Annotated in this window: 18 protein-coding genes and 2 riboswitches; of the genes, 10 read left to right on the top strand and 8 right to left on the bottom strand. The window is 65.8% G+C overall.

Going from position 1 to position 20,971, the window contains the following annotated elements:
• Positions 1–184: 184 nt before the first annotated feature.
• The 7 genes from ETC07_RS07105 to ETC07_RS07075 all read left to right on the top strand — a co-directional run bounded on the left by ETC07_RS07105 (position 185) and on the right by ETC07_RS07075 (position 6,779).
• Positions 185–907, top strand: coding sequence for a DeoR family transcriptional regulator (locus ETC07_RS07105; RefSeq protein WP_240724583.1), 723 nt, complete (start codon positions 185–187; stop codon positions 905–907).
• Positions 908–1,185: 278 nt separating this feature from the next.
• A complete protein-coding gene (cyoA, locus tag ETC07_RS07100) occupies positions 1,186–2,193 on the top strand; it encodes a ubiquinol oxidase subunit II (protein ID WP_136247806.1) in 1,008 nt (335 codons plus the stop codon).
• A gap of 3 nt (positions 2,194–2,196) precedes the next feature.
• Positions 2,197–4,215, top strand: coding sequence for a cytochrome o ubiquinol oxidase subunit I (gene cyoB, locus ETC07_RS07095; protein ID WP_136247805.1), 2,019 nt, complete (start codon positions 2,197–2,199; stop codon positions 4,213–4,215).
• Positions 4,216–4,830 (top strand): cytochrome o ubiquinol oxidase subunit III, encoded by a 615-nt coding sequence (gene cyoC, locus ETC07_RS07090; protein WP_136247804.1) that lies wholly within the window; start codon positions 4,216–4,218, stop codon positions 4,828–4,830. It begins immediately after the preceding gene.
• Between the two features lies 1 nt (position 4,831).
• Positions 4,832–5,161, top strand: a complete 330-nt coding sequence (gene cyoD / locus ETC07_RS07085) for a cytochrome o ubiquinol oxidase subunit IV (protein ID WP_136247803.1) — start codon at positions 4,832–4,834, stop codon at positions 5,159–5,161.
• Positions 5,161–6,063 (top strand): heme o synthase, encoded by a 903-nt coding sequence (cyoE, locus tag ETC07_RS07080; RefSeq protein ID WP_136247875.1) that lies wholly within the window; start codon positions 5,161–5,163, stop codon positions 6,061–6,063. The genes cyoD and cyoE overlap by 1 nt, the downstream gene beginning before the upstream one ends.
• 107 nt (positions 6,064–6,170) lie before the next feature.
• Complete coding sequence (locus ETC07_RS07075; RefSeq protein WP_136247802.1) at positions 6,171–6,779, top strand: Yip1 family protein; 609 nt, start codon at positions 6,171–6,173, stop codon at positions 6,777–6,779.
• A gap of 126 nt (positions 6,780–6,905) precedes the next feature.
• Here the strand turns inward: ETC07_RS07075 and ETC07_RS07070 are convergent, their stop codons facing one another.
• Complete coding sequence (locus ETC07_RS07070; RefSeq protein ID WP_136247801.1) at positions 6,906–8,042, bottom strand: aminotransferase class V-fold PLP-dependent enzyme; 1,137 nt, start codon at positions 8,040–8,042, stop codon at positions 6,906–6,908.
• Between the two features lie 211 nt (positions 8,043–8,253).
• Here ETC07_RS07070 and ETC07_RS07065 point away from each other — a divergent pair, with 211 nt between their 5' ends.
• Positions 8,254–8,757 (top strand): porin family protein, encoded by a 504-nt coding sequence (locus ETC07_RS07065; protein ID WP_136247800.1) that lies wholly within the window; start codon positions 8,254–8,256, stop codon positions 8,755–8,757.
• A 165-nt stretch (positions 8,758–8,922) separates the two neighbouring features.
• On the top strand, positions 8,923–11,454 hold the full coding sequence (locus tag ETC07_RS07060) for a heavy metal translocating P-type ATPase (RefSeq protein WP_136247799.1): 2,532 nt from the start codon (positions 8,923–8,925) through the stop codon (positions 11,452–11,454).
• Between the two features lie 73 nt (positions 11,455–11,527).
• Here ETC07_RS07060 and thiC read toward each other — a convergent pair whose 3' ends face one another.
• From thiC to ETC07_RS07025, 7 genes are all read right to left on the bottom strand, one after another.
• Positions 11,528–13,432 (bottom strand): phosphomethylpyrimidine synthase ThiC, encoded by a 1,905-nt coding sequence (thiC, locus tag ETC07_RS07055; protein WP_136247798.1) that lies wholly within the window; start codon positions 13,430–13,432, stop codon positions 11,528–11,530.
• Between the two features lie 79 nt (positions 13,433–13,511).
• Positions 13,512–13,630: riboswitch (TPP riboswitch) on the bottom strand.
• A gap of 195 nt (positions 13,631–13,825) precedes the next feature.
• Complete coding sequence (tenA, locus tag ETC07_RS07050) at positions 13,826–14,494, bottom strand: thiaminase II (RefSeq protein ID WP_136247797.1); 669 nt, start codon at positions 14,492–14,494, stop codon at positions 13,826–13,828.
• A 76-nt stretch (positions 14,495–14,570) separates the two neighbouring features.
• Positions 14,571–14,743, bottom strand: a riboswitch (TPP riboswitch).
• A gap of 42 nt (positions 14,744–14,785) precedes the next feature.
• On the bottom strand, positions 14,786–16,699 hold the full coding sequence (mdoH, locus tag ETC07_RS07045) for a glucans biosynthesis glucosyltransferase MdoH (protein WP_240724582.1): 1,914 nt from the start codon (positions 16,697–16,699) through the stop codon (positions 14,786–14,788).
• Complete coding sequence (locus ETC07_RS07040) at positions 16,686–18,239, bottom strand: OpgD/OpgG family glucan biosynthesis protein (protein WP_136247795.1); 1,554 nt, start codon at positions 18,237–18,239, stop codon at positions 16,686–16,688. Before ETC07_RS07040 ends, mdoH begins: the two co-directional genes overlap by 14 nt.
• Before the next feature lie 188 nt (positions 18,240–18,427).
• Entirely contained in the window at positions 18,428–19,357 is a 930-nt protein-coding gene (locus tag ETC07_RS07035; RefSeq protein ID WP_136247794.1) for a lysophospholipid acyltransferase family protein, read from the bottom strand.
• 3 nt (positions 19,358–19,360) lie between these two features.
• A complete protein-coding gene (locus ETC07_RS07030; protein ID WP_136247793.1) occupies positions 19,361–19,744 on the bottom strand; it encodes a DUF4870 family protein in 384 nt (127 codons plus the stop codon).
• A 76-nt stretch (positions 19,745–19,820) separates the two neighbouring features.
• Positions 19,821–20,201 carry a VOC family protein gene (locus tag ETC07_RS07025; protein WP_136247792.1) on the bottom strand — a complete coding sequence of 127 codons (381 nt, stop codon included), beginning with the start codon at positions 20,199–20,201 and terminating at the stop codon, positions 19,821–19,823.
• Between the two features lie 39 nt (positions 20,202–20,240).
• Here ETC07_RS07025 and ETC07_RS07020 point away from each other — a divergent pair, with 39 nt between their 5' ends.
• Positions 20,241–20,885 carry a class I SAM-dependent methyltransferase gene (locus ETC07_RS07020; protein ID WP_136247791.1) on the top strand — a complete coding sequence of 215 codons (645 nt, stop codon included), beginning with the start codon at positions 20,241–20,243 and terminating at the stop codon, positions 20,883–20,885.
• Positions 20,886–20,971: the final 86 nt, after the last annotated feature.

Here is a 20,971-nt window from a genome sequence, read left to right as displayed (position 1 = left end):
GTCGACGCAAGATCATGGCTGGGTGGCGACGGGCGAGCAAAAGGGCGAACGGCGTACCTGTTCTTGAAATAACATAGCAATGTTATTTTAATAACATTTACTGTCGCAACCCCGCAATGGGGTGGGATTGCGCGTTAGTGGTAAAGGTGCGGCTCGCGCCGCTTCCCGCCATGCAAGAGGAGCCATGTTGAACGAGCGAAGCGAAGGGCGCCTGATGCGTCTGCAACACGCCTTGGGGCAGGGCGGCAGCCTGCGCCTGTCGGAGGCGGCGGGGTTGTGCGAGGTATCGGCGATGACCATCCGCCGGGACCTGGCGGCCAGCGATGGCACCCTGATGCTGATCGGCGGCTATCTGATGCTCGCCGATGATCCGCGGCATGCGACGACCTACGACCTGGCGGTGCAGCGCGACCGCAATGCCGATGCCAAGTGGCGGCTCTGCGAACGGGCGCTGGCGACTCTGGAGGAGGGTGATACGCTGTTCATCGACTGCGGCACGACCCTGACGCCGCTGGCCTTGAGCCTGCCCGACGATATGTCGTTGACGGTGGTGACCTATGCGCTCAATATCGCCGAGGCGGTCAGTCGGCGGTCGGGGGTGCGGCTATGGCTGCTGGGCGGCATCTATCACGCCTCGTCGTGCTCCTTCTCCAGCGACGACATGGCCGAGACGATCCGCGGCTTCGGGATCAACAAGGCGTTCTTGACCGCGGCCGGCGTGGATCAGCGCCAGGGGCTGAGCTGTTTCCACTTCCATGAGGTGGCGCCCAAGCAGGCGGCCATCGCCACCGCCCAGCGTCGGTTGCTGGTGGTGGATGCCAGCAAACAGGGGCTGCTGCGTCCGGCGCGCTTCGCGGGGCTCGATGAGGTCGACGAGGTGATCGCCGAACAGCGCGCCGACGACTGACATGGGGCGGCCACTGCGACACCCTGCGGCAAATCGTCCCTTTCCTCCTTTCCTCGTTTACTACACAATACGTTCCCCGCGGCCGGACCCTTTCTCGCACGCCTTATCATGGCGTTCGCGAGGGGATTGGTCATGAGTGAGCCGAGTCCTTTCCACGATGGTGAGCCTTTGCTGCGGTCATGGGTCAACCGGCGCAGGACAGGTCTCGGTCTTTGTGTAGCGTGCTTGCTACAATTCAGCAGGATTTATCCTGTCGCCAAGCCTGACGAGGTCGAAACATGTATCGAACTCCCCCCCTGCGCAAGCTCGGAGTCTTGCTGCTGGCGGTGTTGCCCCTGGTCCTGGCGGGGTGCAGCTCGGCGCTGCTGGACCCCAAGGGCCAGATCGGGGAAGAGCAGCGCACGCTGATCTTCACGTCCTTCGGTCTGATGCAGATCGTGGTCATCCCCGTGATCGTGATGACGCTGCTCTTCGCCTGGCGTTATCGCAGCAGCAACCGCGAAGCCTCCTATCGCCCTGATTGGCACCATTCGACCCTGGTCGAGGCGGTCGTGTGGTTCATCCCCTGTGTGATCATCGTCTTCCTGGCGGCGTTGACCTGGTACACCTCGCACAGCCTGGATCCGCACAAGCCTATCGCGCCGAACGAGGAGCAGCAGGAGCCCATCGAGATTCAGGCGGTGTCGCTGGACTGGAAATGGCTGTTCATCTATCCCGAGCAGGGCATTGCCACCGTCAATGAGCTGGCCTTCCCCGAGGATACTCCGGTGCGCTTCCGAGTCTCTTCCGGCTCGGTCATGAACGCCTTCTTCATCCCGCGCCTGGGCAGTCAGATCTATGCCATGGCCGGCATGGACAATGACGTGCACCTGGTCGCCGATGAGCCGGGCGTGTATGCCGGTCGCTCGACCAACTACAGCGGTGCGGGCTTCGCCGACATGACCTTCGACGCTCATGTAGGCACCGAAGAAGACTTCGAGTCTTGGGTGGCCGAGGTTCGCGAGTCATCCCAGGCCCTGACCTACCCGGCAAGGTACGACGAACTCGCCGCGCCCAGCGTGGACAACGAGGTCGAGTACTTCTCCGAGGTATCCCCTTCTCTCTACGAGAGCATCATCAAGAGCTTCCAGGCCGGCGGCGACCATGAACAGCGCATGGCCGAATACGCCGACAGCTATGCCGAAGGTTTCGGTCACGGTGGCCATGGTCCTGCCCACAGTGACGACGGTCACGATGAATCGGCCGAGTCTCACGGCGAGTCCATGAGCGCGGAGGCAGCGGAGTAAATCATGTTCGGAAAACTCACGTTAGAGGCGATCCCGACCGATCCCATCATCATGACGACCATCGCTGGTATCGTCGTCGGTGGGCTCGCGTTGATGGCCGCCATCACCTACTTCAAGAAGTGGGGCTATCTGTGGACGGAATGGATCACCTCCATCGACCACAAGAAGCTCGGCATCATGTACTTCCTCGTGGCGCTGGTGATGCTGCTACGTGGCTTCGCCGATGCCATCATGATGCGCAGTCAGCAGATGATGGCGTCCGGCGGTGCCGAGGGCTTTTTACCTCCCTCGCACTATGACCAGATCTTTACCGCCCACGGCGTGATCATGATCTTCTTCGTCGCCATGCCCATGGTCATCGGCCTGATGAACCTGGTGGTGCCGCTGCAGATCGGTGCGCGCGACGTGGCCTTCCCGTTCCTGAATAACCTGAGCTTCTGGCTGTTCGCGGCGGGCGTGATCCTGGTCAACGTGTCGCTGTTCGCCGGCGAGTTCGCCAAGACCGGCTGGTTGGCCTACGCCCCATTATCGGGTAAGGAGTACAGTCCCGGGGTCGGGGTGGATTACTGGATATGGGCGTTGCAGATATCGGGGATCGGCACGACCCTGACCGGTATCAACTTCTTCGTCACCATCATCAAGATGCGCACCAAGGGCATGAGCATGTTCCGCATGCCCATCTTCACCTGGACCTCGCTGTGCGCGAACGTCCTGATCATCGCCTCGTTCCCGATCCTGACCGCGACCATCGCGTTGCTGACCCTGGATCGCTACCTGGGCATGAACTTCTTTACCACCGATCTCGGTGGCAACATGATGATGTACGTCAACCTCATCTGGGCCTGGGGCCATCCTGAGGTGTACATTCTCATCCTGCCGGCCTTCGGTGTGTTCTCCGAGGTCATCTCGACCTTCGCACGCAAGCGCCTGTTCGGTTACGGCACCATGGTATGGGCGACCATCGCCATCACCATCCTGTCGTTCATCGTCTGGCTGCACCACTTCTTCACCATGGGCGCGGGCGCCAACGTCAATGCCTTCTTCGGCATCATGACGATGATCATCGCCATCCCCACCGGGGTGAAGATCTTCAACTGGCTGTTCACCATGTACCGCGGTCGCCTCGAGTTCACCTCGCCGGTGCTGTGGACCCTGGGCTTCATCATCACCTTCTCCCTGGGTGGTATGACGGGTGTGATGCTGTCGATCCCGGCGGCCAACTTCGTGCTGCACAACAGCCTGTTCGTGATCGCCCACTTCCACAACGTCATCATCGGCGGCGTGGTGTTCGGCATGCTGGCGGGCCTGACCTTCTGGTTCCCGAAGGCCTTCGGCTTCACCCTCAATGAGAAGTGGGGCAAGCGTTCCTTCTGGTGCTGGCTGATCGGTTTCTACGTGGCCTTCACGCCGCTGTACGTGCTGAGCTTCTTCGGTGCCGTGCGTCGCATGCAGTCCTATGAGAATGGTGACTGGCAGCCGCTGATGATCGTCGCCTGGGTGGGCGCCGTAATCATCGCCGCCGGCATCGCCTGCACCCTGATCCAGTTCTACGTCAGCATCCGTGACCGCAAGCAGAACCAGGACGTTACCGGCGATCCCTGGGGCGCGCGCACCCTGGAGTGGGCCACGTCTTCTCCGGCGCCGTTCTACAACTTCGCGCACCTGCCCGAGGTGGAAGGCGTCGATGACTTCTGGCGCATGAAGGAGCGCAATGGTGGCGTAGCGCCGCTGTCCGAGGCGCCGTACCAGGACATCCACATGCCCAAGAACACTTGGGAAGGCCCGGTCCTGGGTGGTCTCTCCACCGTGTTCGGCTTCGCCCTGGTCTGGCACATCTGGTGGCTCGCCATCGTCGGTGGCATCGGCATGTTCGCCGTCTTCATGGCGCGGATCTTCCGCGAGGACGTCGACTATTACGTGCCCGCCGCCGAGGTCGAACGCATCGAGAGCGAGCATCGCCGGCGCGTCGAAGCTGACGCCTCGTCTTCAACCCATGCAACCCAGGCAGGGGGGCAGGCATAAATGTCTACGGATACCCTGAGCAACCAGGATGATCATGCCCACGAGCATGATCACCACGATACCTCCGGCACCAAGCTGTTCGGTTTCTGGGTCTACCTGATGAGCGACCTGGTGATCTTCGGGTCACTGTTCGCCACCTACGCCGTGCTCCTCCGGGGCACGGCCGATGGGCCGACCGGGGCGGAGATCTTCGAGCTGCCGTTGATCCTGATCAGCACCTTCCTGCTGCTGGTGAGTAGTTTCACCTACGGCATGGCGGTGTTGGCGATGAATGCCGACCGGGTGGCCCAGGTGAAGACCTGGCTGGGTGTGACCTTCCTGCTCGGTGCCGGCTTCATCGGCCTGGAAGCCTACGAGTTCAACCACCTGATCCACCTCGGTTACGGTCCGGATCGCAGTGCCTTCCTGTCGGCCTTCTTCACGCTGGTCGGTACCCACGGCCTGCACGTGATCTTCGGCCTGATCTGGATCCTGGTGATGCTGATCCAGGTGCAGACGAAGGGCCTGACCGACATGACGCGTCCGCGGATCATGTGCCTGAGCCTGTTCTGGCACTTCCTGGATATCGTCTGGATCTGCGTCTTCTCCTTCGTCTACCTGATGGGAGTCCTGTGATATGAGCGGACATGCCTCTCATGCCGAGCACAGCCACGGCAGCGTCAAGTCCTATGTGATCGGCCTGATCCTGTCCATCGTGCTGACCATCATCCCGTTCGGGGTGGTGATGACCGGCTCGTTCTCGACCGCGGTGACACTGTTGATCATCGTGGCCACCGCCGTGGCCCAGGTGCTCGTGCAGCTGATCCTGTTCATGCACATGAGCACCAAGACGGACGAGGGCTGGAACGTCACCTCCTTCGTCTTCACCGTGGCGATCCTGGTCCTGGTCATTGGAGGTTCACTATGGATCATGCACAACCTCCACCTGAACATGATGATCGGGTGATGGTGACCTCCTCGCGGCGCCGGGACTACCTGGCGCTGACCAAGCCAGGGATCATCGGTGGCAATGCCATCTCGGTGCTGGGCGGCTTCTTCCTGGCCGCCCAGGGCCAGGTCGATCCCTGGCTGCTGCTGGCCACGCTGGTCGGATTGTCGCTGGTGATCGCCTCCGGGTGCGCCTACAACAACGTCATCGATCGTGATATCGATGCGGTGATGGAGCGTACTCGCAGCCGGCCCCTGGTGCAGGGGCGGCTGTCGGTGGCGGCGACGCTGCGCTTCGCGACCCTGCTCGGGGTCGCCGGCTTCGCCCTGCTGGTGGCGTTCACCAACGCCGTGACCGTGGGCCTGGCGGCCTTCGGTTTCGCCATCTATGTCGGCGCCTACAGCCTGTGGCTGAAGCGTCGCTCCGAGTACGGCACCCTGGTGGGCAGCCTCTCCGGGGCGATGCCGCCGGTGGTGGGCTACTGCGCGGTGACCGGCCAGTTCGATGTCGGTGCGTTGACGCTGCTGGTGATCTTCTGCCTGTGGCAGATGCCGCATTCCTATGCCATCGCCATCTTCCGCTTCAAGGACTACGAGGCGGCGCGGATTCCCGTGCTCCCCGTGGTGCGCGGTATCACCACGGCCAAACACTATATCCTCGGCTATGTCGTGGCCTTCCTCTTCGCCTCCCTGGCGCTGAGTGTGGCAGGCTATGCAGGGCCAGGTTACTTCGCCGTGGCGCTGGTGATGGGCGTCTACTGGCTGTACCTGGCCATGCAGGGCTACTGGACCGACAACGCGGAGCGTTGGGCGAAGCGAGTGTTCGGTTTCTCGATCCTCACCATCACCGCGCTGAGCGTGATGATGTCGGTGGAGTCGAGCCTGCTGCCGAGCACACCGTTGATCGCTGCCGTGGGCTGAACGCGTTACCGTTGGCGGAAGATCTCCCCGATCTCTGTCTATACTTGTCGGTGCAGAGACACTTTGTGGCGGGCCAGCCTGGTCCGTCCCCGGCAGGAGGGAATGCCATGTTGACACATGCCTGGGGCATCCTCGCCCATCCGAAGCGCGAGTGGCAGCAGATCAAGGAAGAGCGCGAGACGCTCACCCACCTCTACGAACACCACGTGCTGCTGTTGGCAGCCATCCCCGTGATCTGTTCCTACATCGGCACCACCCAAGTGGGGTGGAGCCTCGGTGGAGGAACGACGATCCAGCTCGGTTACCTGGACGCCCTCGGCGCCGGGGTCGTCTTCTATCTGGTGATCCTGGCGGCGGTCTATGCGGTGGGCAAGGTCATTCGCTACATGGCCAAGCGCTACACCCGGCCGCCGAGCCAGAGCCAGTGCATCGTGTTTGCGGGCTATGTGGCGACGCCGATGTTCCTCAGTGGCGTCGTGGCGGTCTATCCGTTGATCTGGCTGTGCCTGCTCGCCGGTGTCATCGGGCTCTGCTATACGGCCTACCTGCTCTATCTCGGCATCCCGTCCTTCCTGGGGATCGACAACGAAGAGGGCTTCATCGTCTCAAGCGTGACCCTGGCCGTCGGTGTGCTGTTGCTGGAAGTGCTGCTGGGCATCACCGTGCTGCTGTGGGGCTATGGCGAGCGGATCATCCTGTCGCTGATCGGTGGCTGATCTCGCGAGCGTCCATATCGACGCACTCGCCTCCGATACACTCAACACCGATGCACTCAAACCAACAGGGCGGCCCGCGAAGGGCCGCCCTGTTGGTTTGTCGTGGCGCCATAGTTCGATCAGCCGTTATTCATCGGCGCTCTCGATGCGGGTCAGCGCCTGATCGAGGCTCGTCAGGGTGCGCTCGATGTCATGCAGCTTGTCGAAGCCGAACAGGCCGATGCGGAAGGTGCGGAACTCCTCGCCCTCGTTGCACATCAGCGGCACACCGGTGGCCACCTGTAGACCGTGGGCGGCGAACTTGGCGCCGAGCTCGGCATCCCGGGTATAGCTGACCACCACGCCGGGGGCCTCGAAGCCCGGGGCGGCGACGCTTCGATAGCCGCGTTCGGCGAGCCGCTCGCGTACCCGACGGCCGAGCTCGAGCTGCTCGGTCTGCAGCGTGTCGAGGCCGTATTGTTCGGCCTCGAGGATGACATCACGCAGGGTGCGCAGGCCGTCGGTGGGCAGGGTGGCGTGGTAGGCGTGGCCACCGCCCTCGTAGGTCTCCATGATCGACAGCCACTTCTTGAGGTCGCAGGCGAAGCTGGAGCTCTCGGTCTCCTCGATGATCTCCCGGGCCAGCCGCGACATCATCACCATGGCGCAGCAGGGCGAGCCGCTCCAGCCCTTCTGCGGCGCGCTGATCAGGATATCGACGCCGGTATCCTGCATGTCCACCCAGTCGCTGCCGGAGGCGATGCAGTCGAGCACCAGCAGGCCGTTCTGGTCGTGGATGGCCGCGGAGAGGCGTCGAATGTAGTCGTCGGGCAGCTTGATGCCGGAGGCGGTTTCCACGTGGGGCATGAAAATCAGGTCGGGCTGCTGGTCCTGGATCGTCTCCAGCACTTCCTCGATGGGCGGCGGCGAGAAGGGCGACGACGGATCATCGCCATCGAGGCGCTGGGCCTTGCGGATATAGAGATCCGAGGGGATCTGGCCGCGCTCCAGGATCTGGCTCCAGCGATAGCTGAACCAGCCGTTGCGGATCACCAGGCAGCGTCGGTCGGTGGCGAACTGGCGAGCCACTGCCTCCATGCCGAAGGTACCGCTGCCGGGGACGATGATCGCCGAATGGGCGCGATAGACGCGCTTCAGCGAGGCGGAGATATCGCGCATCACCTGCTGGAAGCACTGCGACATGTGATTGAGGGAGCGATCCGTGTAGACCACCGAATACTCGAGCAGTCCGTCGGGGTCGACGTCGGGCAGTAAACCGGCCATTGCTGTCTCCATGTTAGGGGGTGCAGGGTGCCCGGGAGGCGGCACAGCCTGCACGTGAAGAAGAGGATATTCCCTATCACGCCTCCAGACCAGTGGCAGGGCATCGCTCGAACTCATGGCATGGCGCCGTGTGAAACATGGCGCAGGAGCGCGCCTTGTTCCACACTAGAGAGGCTGCAGGGAAACATTGTTTCTTAATGGGAGACGCCTCATGAAGACCTTGTTCGTTCCCGTCGTCGCGGCCTGCCTGGCGGCCGTTCCTCAGGCTCATGCCCAGAGCCCCACGACCGGTCAACCAAGCCCCTATGTCGGTGCCGATGCCTTGTTCTGGGAGCTCGATCCGAAGGGGCGAGCCGACGAACGGGACAGCACCGGGCTGCGCCTGCGTGCCGGTGTCGCCTTTAACGACTACTTCGCCCTGGAGGGGCATCTGGGCACCGGTGGCTCCGACGGGCCCCTGGACCTGGACTACCTGGCCGGTGGCTATGCCAAGGGCATGCTGCCACTCACTCCACGCCTCAAGCTCTACGCGTTGCTAGGCGCCACCGAGGTCGAATTCGACGGGGCGGACGCCGAGAGCGATGTGTCCTACGGTGGCGGGGCCAGCTATGGGTTGATGCCGAACCTCTCGCTAGACGCCGATTACATGCGCTATCTCGACGAGTCCCGCTACGACTTCGATGCCATCAGCCTGGGGGCGACCTACCACTTCTAGGCGCCTTGGCACCTATGTCGGGCATCTATCCCGCGACGCCCTCGCCATCCCGCGGGGGCGTCGCGGTTCATCGGCGACCGCGTGATCCTTCCTTGAGTCTATAGTGCCTATAGGCATTAACCTGCGATCAGATGACACGCTTTCGGGACTTCGCAGGAGACCAGCATGGCGCATGACGTCGCGGCAACGCAGCCGCAGTGGCATTACTGGCGGGTGGAGGGCATGGATTGCCCGAGCTGCGTCGGCAAGATTCGCGGTGCCTTGGAGCGCCTCGATGGCGTGGACGACGTCCAGGTGTCGGTCGTACAGGGCTCGCTGGCGTTGACGCTGGATGACCGCCGAAGTGCTCCCGAGGCCGTCGAGTCGTTGGTCGAGCGCCTGGGCTACGGGATACAGCGCCGCCCATCGCAGGAGGCACCCGAGGGGAGCGAAGAGAGCGCGGACAGTTGCTGTGCCGGGTCGTGTGACGCCGCCGATGACGCGGCGACGCAACATGACCCCCAGGCGGCCGGGGCGTCATTGACATGGAGCGTGGGTGGCATGGACTGCCCGAGCTGTGCCGCGACCATCCGCGCTGCTTTGGAGAAGCTCCCCGGCGTCGATGACATTCGTGTCTCGGTGATGAACGAGACGCTGACCCTCACGCTGGACGAGGCCAAGACAACGCCGCAGACGGTGACCGCCACGGTATGCGGGCTGGGCTATGAGGCCGCACCGCGCGAGGCTGGCTCGGGCGGTGTCTCTGCACCCGGTAGCGAGGGCCAGCGCCGGCGCTGGTATGCCACCGGCAAGGGGCGCCTGGTGCTGGCGACCGGTGCGGCGCTTGCCGTCGCCATGCTGCTGCGTTTCACGCTCGGGGAAGCGGTGGCCCACTGGGCCTTCTTCGCGGCCTGCCTGGTCGGGTTGGTCCCGATCGCGCGGCGGGCGATGACCGCGGCACGGGTCGGCATGCCGTTCACCATCGAGATGCTGATGACCCTCGCCGCCGGAGGCGCGCTGATCATCGGCGCCGCCGAGGAGGCGGCGATGGTGGTACTGCTGTTCTCGATCGGCGAGATCCTCGAGGGCGTGGCCGCCGACAGGGCGCGCTCGGGCATTCGTGCCCTGGCCGACCTGGTGCCTCGCGAGGCGCGACTCGAGGTGGCCCCGGGGGAGACACGCACGGTGGATGCGGCCGAGCTGGTGGTCGGTCAGCGGGTGGTGGTACGCCCCGGTGACCGGATCCCCGCCGACGGTACGATCCTCGAGGGGCGCTCGGCGGTCGACGAGTCGCCGGTGACCGGCGAGTCGATACCCCGAGCCAGGGGCGAGCAGGACGAGGTCTTCGCCGGCTCGATCAACCAGGATGGGGTGCTGCGTCTGCGCGTGACGCGGCCGCCCGAAGACAACACCATCGCCCGCATCATCCGTCTGGTGGAAGAGGCCCAGGAGGCGAGGGCGCCCACCGAACGTTTCATCGATCGCTTCAGCCGCGTCTACATGCCGGTGGTGGTCGGCCTGGCGGTACTGGTGGCGGTGGTGCCGCCGCTGCTCCTGGGTGGTGCCTGGGGCGAATGGGTCTACCGTGCCCTGGCGTTGCTGCTGATCGGCTGCCCCTGTGCGTTGGTGATCTCGGTGCCGGCGTCGATCGCCTCGTCGCTGTCCACCGGCGCCCGGCACGGGCTGCTGCTCAAGGGCGGCGCGGTGATGGAAGCCGCCGCCCGCACCGAAGTGGTTGGCTTCGACAAGACCGGTACGTTGACCGAAGGTCGGCCGCGGGTGACCGATGTGGTGCCGACGGACGAGGCGCAGTCGGCCGAGGGTGTGCTGACGCTGGCGGCGAGCCTCGAACAGGATGCCAGTCATCCGTTGGCCATGGCGGTGCTCGAGCATGCTCGCGCGCTTGGGCTGACGCCCTCGGCGGTCGTCGAGGGTCGGGCGGTACCGGGGCGAGGCGTCGAGGCCCGGCGCGATGGTCATCCGGCCTTCGTCGGCGCGCCGCGTTACGCGGCCGAGCGATGGTCGCTCCCCGAGACGCTGTCCACGCGCATCGAGGCGCTCGAGGCCGAAGGCAAGACGGTGATCGTGGCGGTCGAGGCCGGTGTCGTGCTGGGGGCGATCGCCATGCGTGACGAGCCGCGCGGTGACGCGGCCGACGGCGTGCAGGCACTGTCGTCGCTGGGCGTGCGCGCGGTGATGCTCACCGGCGACAACGAGCGCACGGCCACGGCCATCGCCTCGCGTATCGGGCTCGAACGACGCGCCGAACTGCTGCCTGAGGACAAGGTCGCGGCGATCCGCGAGCTGGCCGCCGGTGAACGGGTGATGATGATCGGCGACGGCATCAACGATGCCCCGGCCCTCGCCAGTGCCCAGGTGGGAGTGGCCATGGGGTCGGGCACCGACGTGGCGCTGGAGACCGCCGACGGCGCCCTGCTGCGCAATAGGGTCGCCGATGTCGCGTCGATGATCCGCCTGGCCCGCGCGACCATGACCAATATCCACCAGAACATCGCCATCGCCCTGGGGCTGAAGGGGATATTCCTGGTGACCACCGTGCTGGGCATCACCGGTCTGTGGCTGGCCATCCTGGCCGACACCGGTGCGACCGTGCTGGTCACGCTCAATGCCTTGCGGCTGCTCGGCTTCAAGCCCGGCGGCGAGACGCCGGCGAAGGAAAACGAGACGTTCGACGCCGCCTCGTCCGCCGGCGGCTGAGCACGTCGCGACGAGATAAAAACGCCGCGTCGGCGATGGGCCGGCGCGGCGTTTTAGCGTCACGGGCGCAAGGTCAGACCTCCTTGTACAGCTCGGCGCCCTGCTCGCGGAACTTCTCGGCCTGCTCGGCCATGCCCCGCTCCACCGCCGCACGCTCGCCGTCGAGGCCGTTGTCCCTGGCGTAGTCACGCACTTCCTGGCTGATCTTCATCGAACAGAACTTGGGCCCGCACATCGAGCAGAAGTGGGCGACCTTGGCCGAGTCCTTGGGCAGGGTCTCGTCGTGGAACTCCCGGGCGGTGTCCGGGTCGAGGCCGAGGTTGAACTGGTCTTCCCAGCGGAACTCGAAGCGCGCCTTGGACAGGGCGTTGTCGCGGCGCTGGGCGGCGGGGTGCCCCTTGGCCAGGTCGGCGGCATGGGCGGCGATCTTGTAGGTGATGATGCCGGTCTTGACGTCGTCCTTGTTGGGCAGCCCCAAGTGCTCCTTGGGGGTCACGTAGCAGAGCATGGCGCAGCCGTACCAGCCGATCATGGCAGCACCGATGCCCGAGGTGATGTGATCGTAGCCCGGCGCGATATCGGTGGTCAGCGGCCCCAGGGTATAGAACGGCGCCTCGTCGCACTCTTCGAGCTGCTTGTCCATGTTCTCCTTGATCAGGTGCATGGGCACGTGGCCGGGGCCCTCGATCATCACCTGGACGTCGTGCTTCCAGGCGATCTTGGTCAGCTCGCCGAGGGTCTCGAGCTCGGCGAACTGGGCCTCGTCGTTGGCATCGGCCACCGAGCCGGGGCGCAGGCCGTCACCCAGGGAGAAGGCGACATCGTAGCGCTTGCAGATCTCGCAGATATCCTCGAAGTGGGTGTAGAGGAAGCTTTCCTGGTGATGGAAGAGGCACCACTTGGCCATGATCGAGCCGCCCCGGGAGACGATGCCGGTGGTGCGACGGGCGGTCAGGGGGACGTAGCGAAGCAGCACGCCGGCGTGGATGGTGAAGTAGTCCACGCCCTGCTCGGCCTGCTCGATCAGGGTGTCGCGGAATACCTCCCAGGTCAGGTCCTCGGCTACCCCCTTGACCTTCTCCAGTGCCTGGTAGATCGGCACCGTGCCGATCGGCACCGGGGCGTTGCGGATGATCCATTCCCGGGTCTCGTGGATGTTCTGGCCGGTGGAGAGATCCATGACGGTGTCCGAGCCCCAGCGGATGCCCCAGGTCATCTTGTCGACCTCGTCCTCGATGGAGGAGGTCACCGCCGAGTTGCCCAGGTTGCCGTTGATCTTCACCAGGAAGTTGCGTCCGATGATCATCGGCTCGGATTCCGGGTGGTTGATGTTGTTGGGAATGATGGCCCGGCCGGCGGCCACCTCGTCGCGTACGAACTCGGGCGTGATCTCCTCCGGCAGTCGCGCGCCGAAGCCCTGGCCCGGGTGCTGGTGGCCGAGGATGCGCTCGACCTCCTCGCTGCCCGAATACTGGGTGGAGAGCGCCTGACGGCGCTGGTTCTCGCGAATGGCGATGAACTCCATCTCCGGGGTGACGATGCCCTGGCGGGCATAGTGGAGCTGGGTGACGTTATGCCCCTGCTTGGCGCGGCGGGGCGTGCGGGTCAGCTCGAAACGCAGCGGCGCGAGCATAGGGTCGTTGGCCCGGCGGCGGCCATAGTCGGAGGTCGGTCCGTCGAGCCATTCGGTGTCGTCGCGAGCCTCGATCCAGGCGCGCCGCAGTTCGGGGAGCCCGCGACGCAGGTCGACGGCGGTGTCCGGGTCGGTGTAGGGCCCGGAAGTGTCATAGACCAGCAAGGGCGGATTTTCCTCATCGACACCGGAGGTGTGGGTCGGTGACAGGGCGATCTCGCGGAAGGGCACGCGGATATCCGGGCGTGAGCCTTCCACGAATATCTTGCGCGAGCCGGGCAGGGCCTGGATGGCGGCCTCGTCGACGCGGGCGCTTTCGTTGAGGAAGTGGGTGGTCTTGCTCATGTCGTGTTCTCCCTAGGATTGGTGGTGTTGTGCAGGGAGGACAGCCGGGAAGGACAGGGGCGACCGGTGCGATGGCACCGGCGGCATGTCGCTTGATCCCTACGCTGGTCCTAGCCAGTTCAGGTTCAACGGGACCCATGCTTCGGCGCTTGCGCCGCATGATCTCAGCCGTCTTCAACGGCACCCCGTCAAGCGTGGTGTCGCCCGCCGTCGTGGCGGGCGGGTTATGGCATCCTCTTGCCTACCGCAGGCTCACGGCCGAGCCGGGGCGGGCGGAAGAGGAGATCCTACGCCACGGATGGCGTCGGTAGCGTACCGGGAAGGTTTGACAGCGCCTCCTCGAAGGCCTTCCCCGGCGGAGCCTGTCTCTAAGGCAGGCAACAGCTCAGCGGGTCAGTCCGCACGGTCGAGCCCCATCTGCCAGAAGTCGATCTCCAGGCGCGTGGCGTTGCCGAAGGTCTCCGCCAGTTCGGCGAAGCGTGCGTCCGTCACCTCTTCGAGGCGCCCGTCGAGCCAGTCGATCTCGGCGGCCATGGCCGCCTGGAAGTCGTCGCTCTCGTACATGGCGATCCAGGCATCGAAGGGGTTGGCTTCGCCCCGCAGCGTGGAGGGCTGGGCATTCAGCCAATTGGCGATCTCGCCGTAGCCGACCAGGCAAGGCGCCAACGCCACGTGCAGGTCGAGCAGGTCGCCGCGGTTGCCGGCGTCCAACACGTAGCGGGTGTAGGCCATGGTCGCGCGGGCCTCGGGCAGGTGAGCCAGGTCGTCTTGCGAGATGCCCCAGTCGCGGCAGAAGCCGACGTGCAGGTCGAGCTCCACATCGAGGATGGTCTTCAGGCCGTCGAAGGCCTGGCGCAGCTCGGCCAGGTTACGGCTCTTGTAGGCGGCCAGGGCGTAGGCACGAGAGAAGTGGATCAGGAACAGGTAGTCCTGCTGCAGATAGTGGCGGAACGCCCCCGCCTCGAGCGTGCCGGCACCCAGGGTGCGTACGAAGTCGTGCTCGATGTAGGCGCGCCAGTCGTCCTGGCAGGCGGCGATCAAATCCTTGAAGCGGTAGCCCATCTTGCCTCCGATGCGGTCGGGATCCGGAGAGCGGGCGTAGCGGAAGCGGGGCGGGCCGGCGTGGATGATGAGCGTGCCGGGTCCTGCGCCTGATTCCCTACGCCGGTTCACATGCGGCCTGTGCCACATCCACCCGGATCAGGTTCCACGGGATCGACGCTGGGTTCGCGCAAGGCCTGTCGGCCTCTCTTGCGTATTCGCGAACCTGCGTCATCTCAGCCGGTTCCACCGGCACCCCGTCAAGCGAGTCGAATCAGTCTAGCAGCTAGAGGGAGGATGAACACCCCGGGATCATTCCCCCGGGGCGGTGTGTCCTTCGGTTTCAGGCGGCCGAGCCCAGTCCCGGCCGAAGGACTGGGTCGGCATGTCGCAGGGGCGCTCCACCGGCGGTGTTTCGGGAAGGGCGCCGGCCTCGACCGGTAGCGGCGACACCGCGTCGCGCAGCACCGGTGGCGGCGTCGTTTCGCTGGGCACCAGCAGCAGGCCGCGGCGGCGCAGGCGCCGGCCGAGGGTCAGGCTGCTGCTCCAGCGCACCAGTGGGGCGGCCAGCATCAGCCCGAACCAGACCGGGGTCAGCCACCAGAAGAAGGTCAGCGTATACCACGCGGTGAGGCCAGCCCAGAGGATGCCGACCAGGGTGCCCGGCCAGGTATGGCGCAGGGCCTCGCGCCAGGGCAGGGCACGCCCCTCGCGGGACTGAGGGTCCCAGGACACGGTGCGCCCGCTGAGCACCTCGATCACGAAGCGGCTGTGGAAGACCATCATCAGCGGGGCGATCAGCATCGCGAACAGCGCCTCGACCACGGCGCTTGTTGCCAGCCGGGCGCGACCGCCGTGGCGGGCAGGCGATTGGCGCAGGGCCAGGCAGACGCCCAGCACCTTGGGCATCAACAGCATCGCCAGGGTGCCGCCGAGTAGCGGCATGATCAGGTTGGGTGGGGCGATCGGCCAGTCGGGGAACAACTGGGCGTTGGAGGTGAAGAAGTTGGGTTCGATCACGGCACGCAGCAGGGCGTCGAGGGTGCTGACCACCAGGATCCCCAGCCAGATCAACGACGACAGGTAGGCCAGCGCGCCGCACAGGAAATGCACGCGGCTGAGCATGTGCAGGCCACGCCCGCTGAGCAGGCGCAGGTGCTGCAGGTTGCCCTGGACCCAGCGCCGGTCGCGCTTGGCGTAGTCGAGGATCTGGCTCGGCATCTCCTCGAAGCTGCCGCCGAGATCGGTACGCATGCGCACCTCCCAGCCCGCGCGGCGCAGCAGCGCCGCCTCGACGAAGTCGTGGCTGAGGATGTCGCCGCCCAGCGGCGGCCGGCCGGGTAGCTCGGGCAGGCCGGCATGCTGGGTGAAGGCCTCGACGCGCAGGATGGCGTTGTGGCCGAAGTAGTTGGCGGCGTCGGACTGCCAGAAGCTGAGTCCGGTGGCCAGCATCGGCGAGTAGACCGCTGCCGCGAACTGGTTGGCGCGGCCGAACAGGCTGTCCTGGCGAATCGGGATCGGCACCGTCTGCATCAGGCCGAGGCGCGGGTTGGCCTCCATCTCCGCGATCAGGGCGTGGATGGTGTCGCCGCTCATGATGCTGTCGGCGTCGAGTACCAGCATGAAGTCGTAGTGGCGCCCCCAGCGCTGGCAGAAATCGCCGAGGTTGCCGGCCTTGCGCCCGGCGTTGCTGTCGCGGTGCCGGTAGTGGAGGCGGCAGCGATCGGCCAGGCGCTGCTGGAGCGCCGCCATGACGGCCTTCTCGTGATCCACGGTGGCCGCGTCGTTGCTGTCGCTGAGCACGAAGGCCTCGATCCGGCGACGCTCGCTGACCGGTGGAAGATCGCGGCAGGTCGCCTCCAGGCCGGCGGCGACGCGCTCGACGTCTTCATTGTGGATGGGCATCACCAGGGCGGTGTGCGACGGGGCGTCGCCCTGGGGCGCCGGCGCCGAGAGCCTGGCCAGGCTCAGGGGATCGCGGCCGGCAAGGTTCAGGGTGAAACCGATCACGCCGCTCCAGAAGGCGATGGCGATCCAGCCGAAGGTCACGCTGAACAGCGCCAGGACCAGCAGCTCGAGGGGCGTCAGGCCGCCGACGTGGAGGATACGGAACATGGTCCACATACCCAGGGCGGTCGTGGCGGCGACCAGCAGGGCGAAGACCACACGACGCGTACGCCGCCAGGGAACGAGGGCCACGGGGTGTTGGGGATCAACGGCGCTCATCGGGGTACCAGACATAGTTCCAGGTTTCGGTCAGCGGTTCGCCATGCAGGGTGAGGGCCAGACGCATGTCGGCCGGTGTGCCCTCCTCCGGGGCGAGGTGGAAGCTGGCGCGCCAGGTGTCGCCGTCGGGCAGGCGCTGCACGCGTGGCTCGAGGATCTCGCCGTGGGAGGTCGTCAGCCGGGCGTTCAATGGCTGGTCGGCGGCGAGCCCGTCGAGGGAGGGGCCCTGGAAGTCGACGATGAAGACGCGCTGGCTGGCGGGCGGCGGATCGCTCTGCCCCGGGGTCGCTCCCCAGCCCTGACGGGAGCGGATGACGTGGGCGAGCTGCTGATCTGGCGGAGTGGCACCGAAGGTGCGCAGCCGATAGCGGAAGGTGCGCGACTGCCCGGCCTTCAGCGGCTGCTCGGGGATCCAGTAGGCGGTGATGTTGTCGTTGGCCTCGCTGTCGGAGGGAATCTCGACCAGCTCGACACTCCCCGGGCCCCAGTCGCCGAGTGGCGTCACCCATTCGCTGGGGCGATTCTCGTAACGCGCCTCGGCGTCCAGGTAGCCCTCGAAATGGCGCGGCCGCTGGACCAGGCCGAAGCCCTTCGGGGAGGTGTCCTGAAGGTTCGACAGGTGGAGCTTCTGGGGGTTGCTCAAGGGGCGCCAGATGCGCTCGCCATCGCCGGTCTGCAGTGCCAGGCCGCTGGAGTCATGGACCCGCAGCCGGTAGTCGTCGGCCGGATGGCTGGCGATGCCGCCATGCATGAACATGCTGGTCAGCGGGGCGACCCCTAGCTTGGCGACGTCCTCGCGGGCGAACAGACGGGCCTCGGTGTCGACCACGGTCTGGCTCCCGGGGGCGATATCGAAGCGATAGGCGCCGGTGACGGAGGGGCTGTCGAGCAGGGCATAGACGGTCATGCGGGTGGCGTCGGGGCCGGGTTCGGCCAGCCAGAACTCCCGGAAGGCCGGGAACTCTTCGCCTTGGGGGGACGCGGTATCGATGGCCAGGCCGCGGCTCGATAGCCCGTAGCCCTGGTCTCTGCCGATCAGTCGGAAATAGGAGGCGCCGAGGAAGACCATGAACTCGTCATGGTAGTCGCCGCTGTTCAGCGGATAGTGAAGGCGAAAACCGGCATAACCCAGGTCGTCGAGGTCGAGATCGGCAAGCTCGGCGGCATTGCCGTCGTAGCGGAACCGCGACGGGTCGAAGGGCAGGTGACGTACATCGCCTTCGGGCGTGACGAGGTTGAGGTCGACCGGGTGATCGTAGAGGAAGCCGGGATGAAACAGCTGGACCTCGAACAGCCCGTCGCTGTCGTGCCACAGGGCCTGCTCGGGGCGAAAGCGGATCTGGCGATAGGCGTCGTAGTCGAGCTCGGAGAGTGCCGAGGGCAGCTCGCCGGACGGGGCGACATAGGCCTCTCCGGCCAGGCGCTCGGCACGCTCGGTGATGGTGTCGAACAAGGCTCCCTCGGTCGTGGGGGTGGCACCGGCCTCCATGGCCAGCGTCGCGCCCAGCGAGAATGCCAGGAAACGGAACAGCGATGTCATAGGGTGACTCTCCTCGGGATCCCGCCGGCGTTCCCTGCGCGAGCCGGTCCAGGGGGATATGGCGTTGCTATGGTGGTGATCTGTCCGTGCGTCGTGGTCGATACGAACGGGCCTCTTGGATGCGTGTTGTTCGGGAAGTTGGTCAGCGTCTCGCCGGTATGGTTCCTTCGACCCGGTATGCAGGGCGCTCAGTATAGGCGATAGCGCTTCCAGTCCGGTCGGCCCTCGAGCTTCTCGGGGATCTTGCCGTAGCGCTTGTATTCCCACTGATACTGAGCCGGGTCCAGGGCGATGGCGGCCTCTACGCAGGCGTTCACCCCGGCGGCCGAGGTGGACTCGTCGTTGGCATAGACGCGCGCGTCGGCGGCCAGGAAGTGCAGCGCGAAGCCCCTGCCAGGCAGGCGCCGTGCCACGCCGGTGACCACTCGGGCCTCGGTGCGAGCCACCAGCTTGGGCAGCAGGGTCGCGGTGTAGGCCGGTCGGCCGAAGAAGGGCGCGAACACTCCGCTGCCCCAGCTGGGGACCTGGTCCGGCAGGATGCCCACCGTCTCGCCACGCTTGAGCGCCTTGAGCAAGGCCGCCACGCCGCGCGGGTTGGTGGGAACCAGCTGGGCCCCACGTCGTTCGCGGCCATGACGAATGACCGGGTCGAGCGGGGCGAGCTTGGGCGGCTCGTACATGGCAGTGAAGGGGAAGTGCCCCGACAGCCAGAAGTTGAGCACCTCCCAGTTACCGAAATGGGGGGCCAGCACGATCACGCCGCGGCCCTCGGCGCGGGCCTCGTCGAGCAGCTCGCGGCCCTGCACCTCGAGGATGCTGGCCTCGAGGTCGTGCGGCTCGCCCATCCAGGCCTGGCCCAGTTCGAGCATGGTGGCGCTGGAGTGTACCAGGCTGTGACGAGCCAGGCGACGGCGCTCGGCTGCGGGCCGCTCGGCATAGGCCTGCGCCAGGTTGATGCGCGTCACCCGGCGCTCCCGTCGGCTGCCGACCTGAACCAGTGGGCCGACCAGGCGCGACAGGCGCCACAAGGCGGCGGGGCGCCAGTTGGCGAGGGTCCGCCACAGGCCCGAGATCAGCCGGGCCTGCAGGTGTCCCTGGGTCTCTTGCGTCTCGGCCATGGGTCAGATCAGCCAGGTGTCGGCGTTGTCCGGCGAGCGTTGCTCCTGAAGCCCCTTGAAGCCCTTGACGCAGCGGATGACCAGCCAGATCACGCTCAGCAACCAGGTCAGAAAGCCGATGATCACGAAGGTCAGCAGGCCGGAGAGGGCGAAGTAGAGCAGACCGATCCAGAAGGTACGGATCTGGTAGCGATAGTGCTCGTCGAGCCAGGCCGGCCCCTTGCCACGATAGACGTAGGCGATCACCACGCCGACCAGCGAGGTCAGCCCGCCGGTGACGACGCCGGCCAGATGCAGGGCATAGACGACGATCGCCATGGTGGTGTCGGGAGACGCGGTCTCGTCGCTGGTCACGGCGTCGTGGCGCATGGGGTCGTGCTCGTTCATCGGTCGTCCTTGCAGTGAGGAAAGCATCGGCCTCCATGATACTGACCCATGTCGGCGATGCCAGCGTGTGGAACGCTCAGCGCCTGGGTCGGCTGATCTCGAGCAGGTTGCCGTCGGGGTCGCGCAGGTAGAGCGACTCGATGGCGCCGTTGGCCCCCTGACGGCTCACCGGGCCGAGTTCGACCTCGATGGAGAGCGCCTCCAGGTGCTGGAGGACCTCGTCGAGGGGCAACAGGCTGCGCAGGCATAGGTCGAGGCTGCCCGGGGTGGGCGTGGCGGCGCGTGGCTGGATGTCGGTGGTGGTCCAGTGCAGGCGCAGGGCCATGTCGCCGAGCATCAGGTCCACGCGCTCCTGATCTCGGTAGCGGACATCCAGCCCCAGCACGCGGGTGTAGAAATCCACGGCGCGCGAAATATCGGTCACGGTGATGACCAGGTGGTCGAGACCTGACAGCATGCATGCCTCCTTGAAGTGAGTCCTGCCACAGAGAATACGATGATGCCGATCTGTCCGCTATGCGCATCCACCGACCACACTCCCTACCATCGTGATGCGCGGCGCGACTATCGCCAGTGTCGGCACTGCACGCTGGTGTTCGTGCCGGCGCATCAGCGTCTCGGGCCGGTCGCTGAGAAGGCGGTCTACGATCGTCACGAGAACTCATCCGACGACGCCGGCTATCGCCGCTTCCTGTCGCGGCTCTTCGAGCCATTGACGGCGCGCCTCGAGCCCGGCGCCCGGGGGCTCGACTTCGGCGCCGGGCCCGGGCCGACGCTGTCGGTGATGTTCGAGGAGGCCGGCCACCCGATGGCGATCTACGATCCCTTCTACGCGCCGGATGAACGAGCGCTCGAGCGGCGCTACGACTTCATCACCGCCACCGAGGTGGTCGAGCATCTGTTCGCGCCGGGTCGCGAGCTCGAGCGCCTGATCGAGCTGCTGGCCCCCGATGGTTGGCTGGGGCTGATGACCAAGCGGGTACGCTCGGCCGAGGCGTTCGTCGGCTGGCACTACATCCTCGACCCGACTCATGTCTGCTTCTTCGGCGAGGCGAGCTTTCACTGGCTCGCCGAGCGCTGGCAGCTGCGGGTGGAATTCCCGGCCGATGATGTCGTGTTGCTGCAAAAGCGCCGACGGTGAAGGGGGCGTGGACGGCGCTGTCGGCGGGGCCCGACCTACGGCTAATGGTGTATGAGGCGTCGTGAATCTAGGCTCGCCGGAGTGTT

The sequence above is a fragment of the Halomonas borealis genome (assembly GCF_004798905.1).
Lineage (GTDB): Bacteria > Pseudomonadota > Gammaproteobacteria > Pseudomonadales > Halomonadaceae > Halomonas > Halomonas borealis.
This window is presented reverse-complemented; position numbering and strand designations above follow the sequence as displayed.

What these genes read in the sequence shown, in the direction of transcription:
- ETC07_RS07105 (WP_240724583.1), top strand. Translation starts at nt 185, where the DNA reads ATGTTGAACGAGCGAAGCGAAGGGCGCCTGATGCGTCTGCAACACGCC.
- cyoA (WP_136247806.1), top strand. Translation starts at nt 1,186, where the DNA reads ATGTATCGAACTCCCCCCCTGCGCAAGCTCGGAGTCTTGCTGCTGGCG.
- cyoB (WP_136247805.1), top strand. Translation starts at nt 2,197, where the DNA reads ATGTTCGGAAAACTCACGTTAGAGGCGATCCCGACCGATCCCATCATC.
- cyoC (WP_136247804.1), top strand. Translation starts at nt 4,216, where the DNA reads ATGTCTACGGATACCCTGAGCAACCAGGATGATCATGCCCACGAGCAT.
- cyoD (WP_136247803.1), top strand. Translation starts at nt 4,832, where the DNA reads ATGAGCGGACATGCCTCTCATGCCGAGCACAGCCACGGCAGCGTCAAG.
- cyoE (WP_136247875.1), top strand. Translation starts at nt 5,161, where the DNA reads ATGGTGACCTCCTCGCGGCGCCGGGACTACCTGGCGCTGACCAAGCCA.
- ETC07_RS07075 (WP_136247802.1), top strand. Translation starts at nt 6,171, where the DNA reads ATGTTGACACATGCCTGGGGCATCCTCGCCCATCCGAAGCGCGAGTGG.
- ETC07_RS07070 (WP_136247801.1), bottom strand. Translation starts at nt 8,042, where the DNA reads ATGGCCGGTTTACTGCCCGACGTCGACCCCGACGGACTGCTCGAGTAT.
- ETC07_RS07065 (WP_136247800.1), top strand. Translation starts at nt 8,254, where the DNA reads ATGAAGACCTTGTTCGTTCCCGTCGTCGCGGCCTGCCTGGCGGCCGTT.
- ETC07_RS07060 (WP_136247799.1), top strand. Translation starts at nt 8,923, where the DNA reads ATGGCGCATGACGTCGCGGCAACGCAGCCGCAGTGGCATTACTGGCGG.
- thiC (WP_136247798.1), bottom strand. Translation starts at nt 13,432, where the DNA reads ATGAGCAAGACCACCCACTTCCTCAACGAAAGCGCCCGCGTCGACGAG.
- tenA (WP_136247797.1), bottom strand. Translation starts at nt 14,494, where the DNA reads ATGGGCTACCGCTTCAAGGATTTGATCGCCGCCTGCCAGGACGACTGG.
- mdoH (WP_240724582.1), bottom strand. Translation starts at nt 16,699, where the DNA reads ATGAGCGCCGTTGATCCCCAACACCCCGTGGCCCTCGTTCCCTGGCGG.
- ETC07_RS07040 (WP_136247795.1), bottom strand. Translation starts at nt 18,239, where the DNA reads ATGACATCGCTGTTCCGTTTCCTGGCATTCTCGCTGGGCGCGACGCTG.
- ETC07_RS07035 (WP_136247794.1), bottom strand. Translation starts at nt 19,357, where the DNA reads ATGGCCGAGACGCAAGAGACCCAGGGACACCTGCAGGCCCGGCTGATC.
- ETC07_RS07030 (WP_136247793.1), bottom strand. Translation starts at nt 19,744, where the DNA reads ATGAACGAGCACGACCCCATGCGCCACGACGCCGTGACCAGCGACGAG.
- ETC07_RS07025 (WP_136247792.1), bottom strand. Translation starts at nt 20,201, where the DNA reads ATGCTGTCAGGTCTCGACCACCTGGTCATCACCGTGACCGATATTTCG.
- ETC07_RS07020 (WP_136247791.1), top strand. Translation starts at nt 20,241, where the DNA reads ATGATGCCGATCTGTCCGCTATGCGCATCCACCGACCACACTCCCTAC.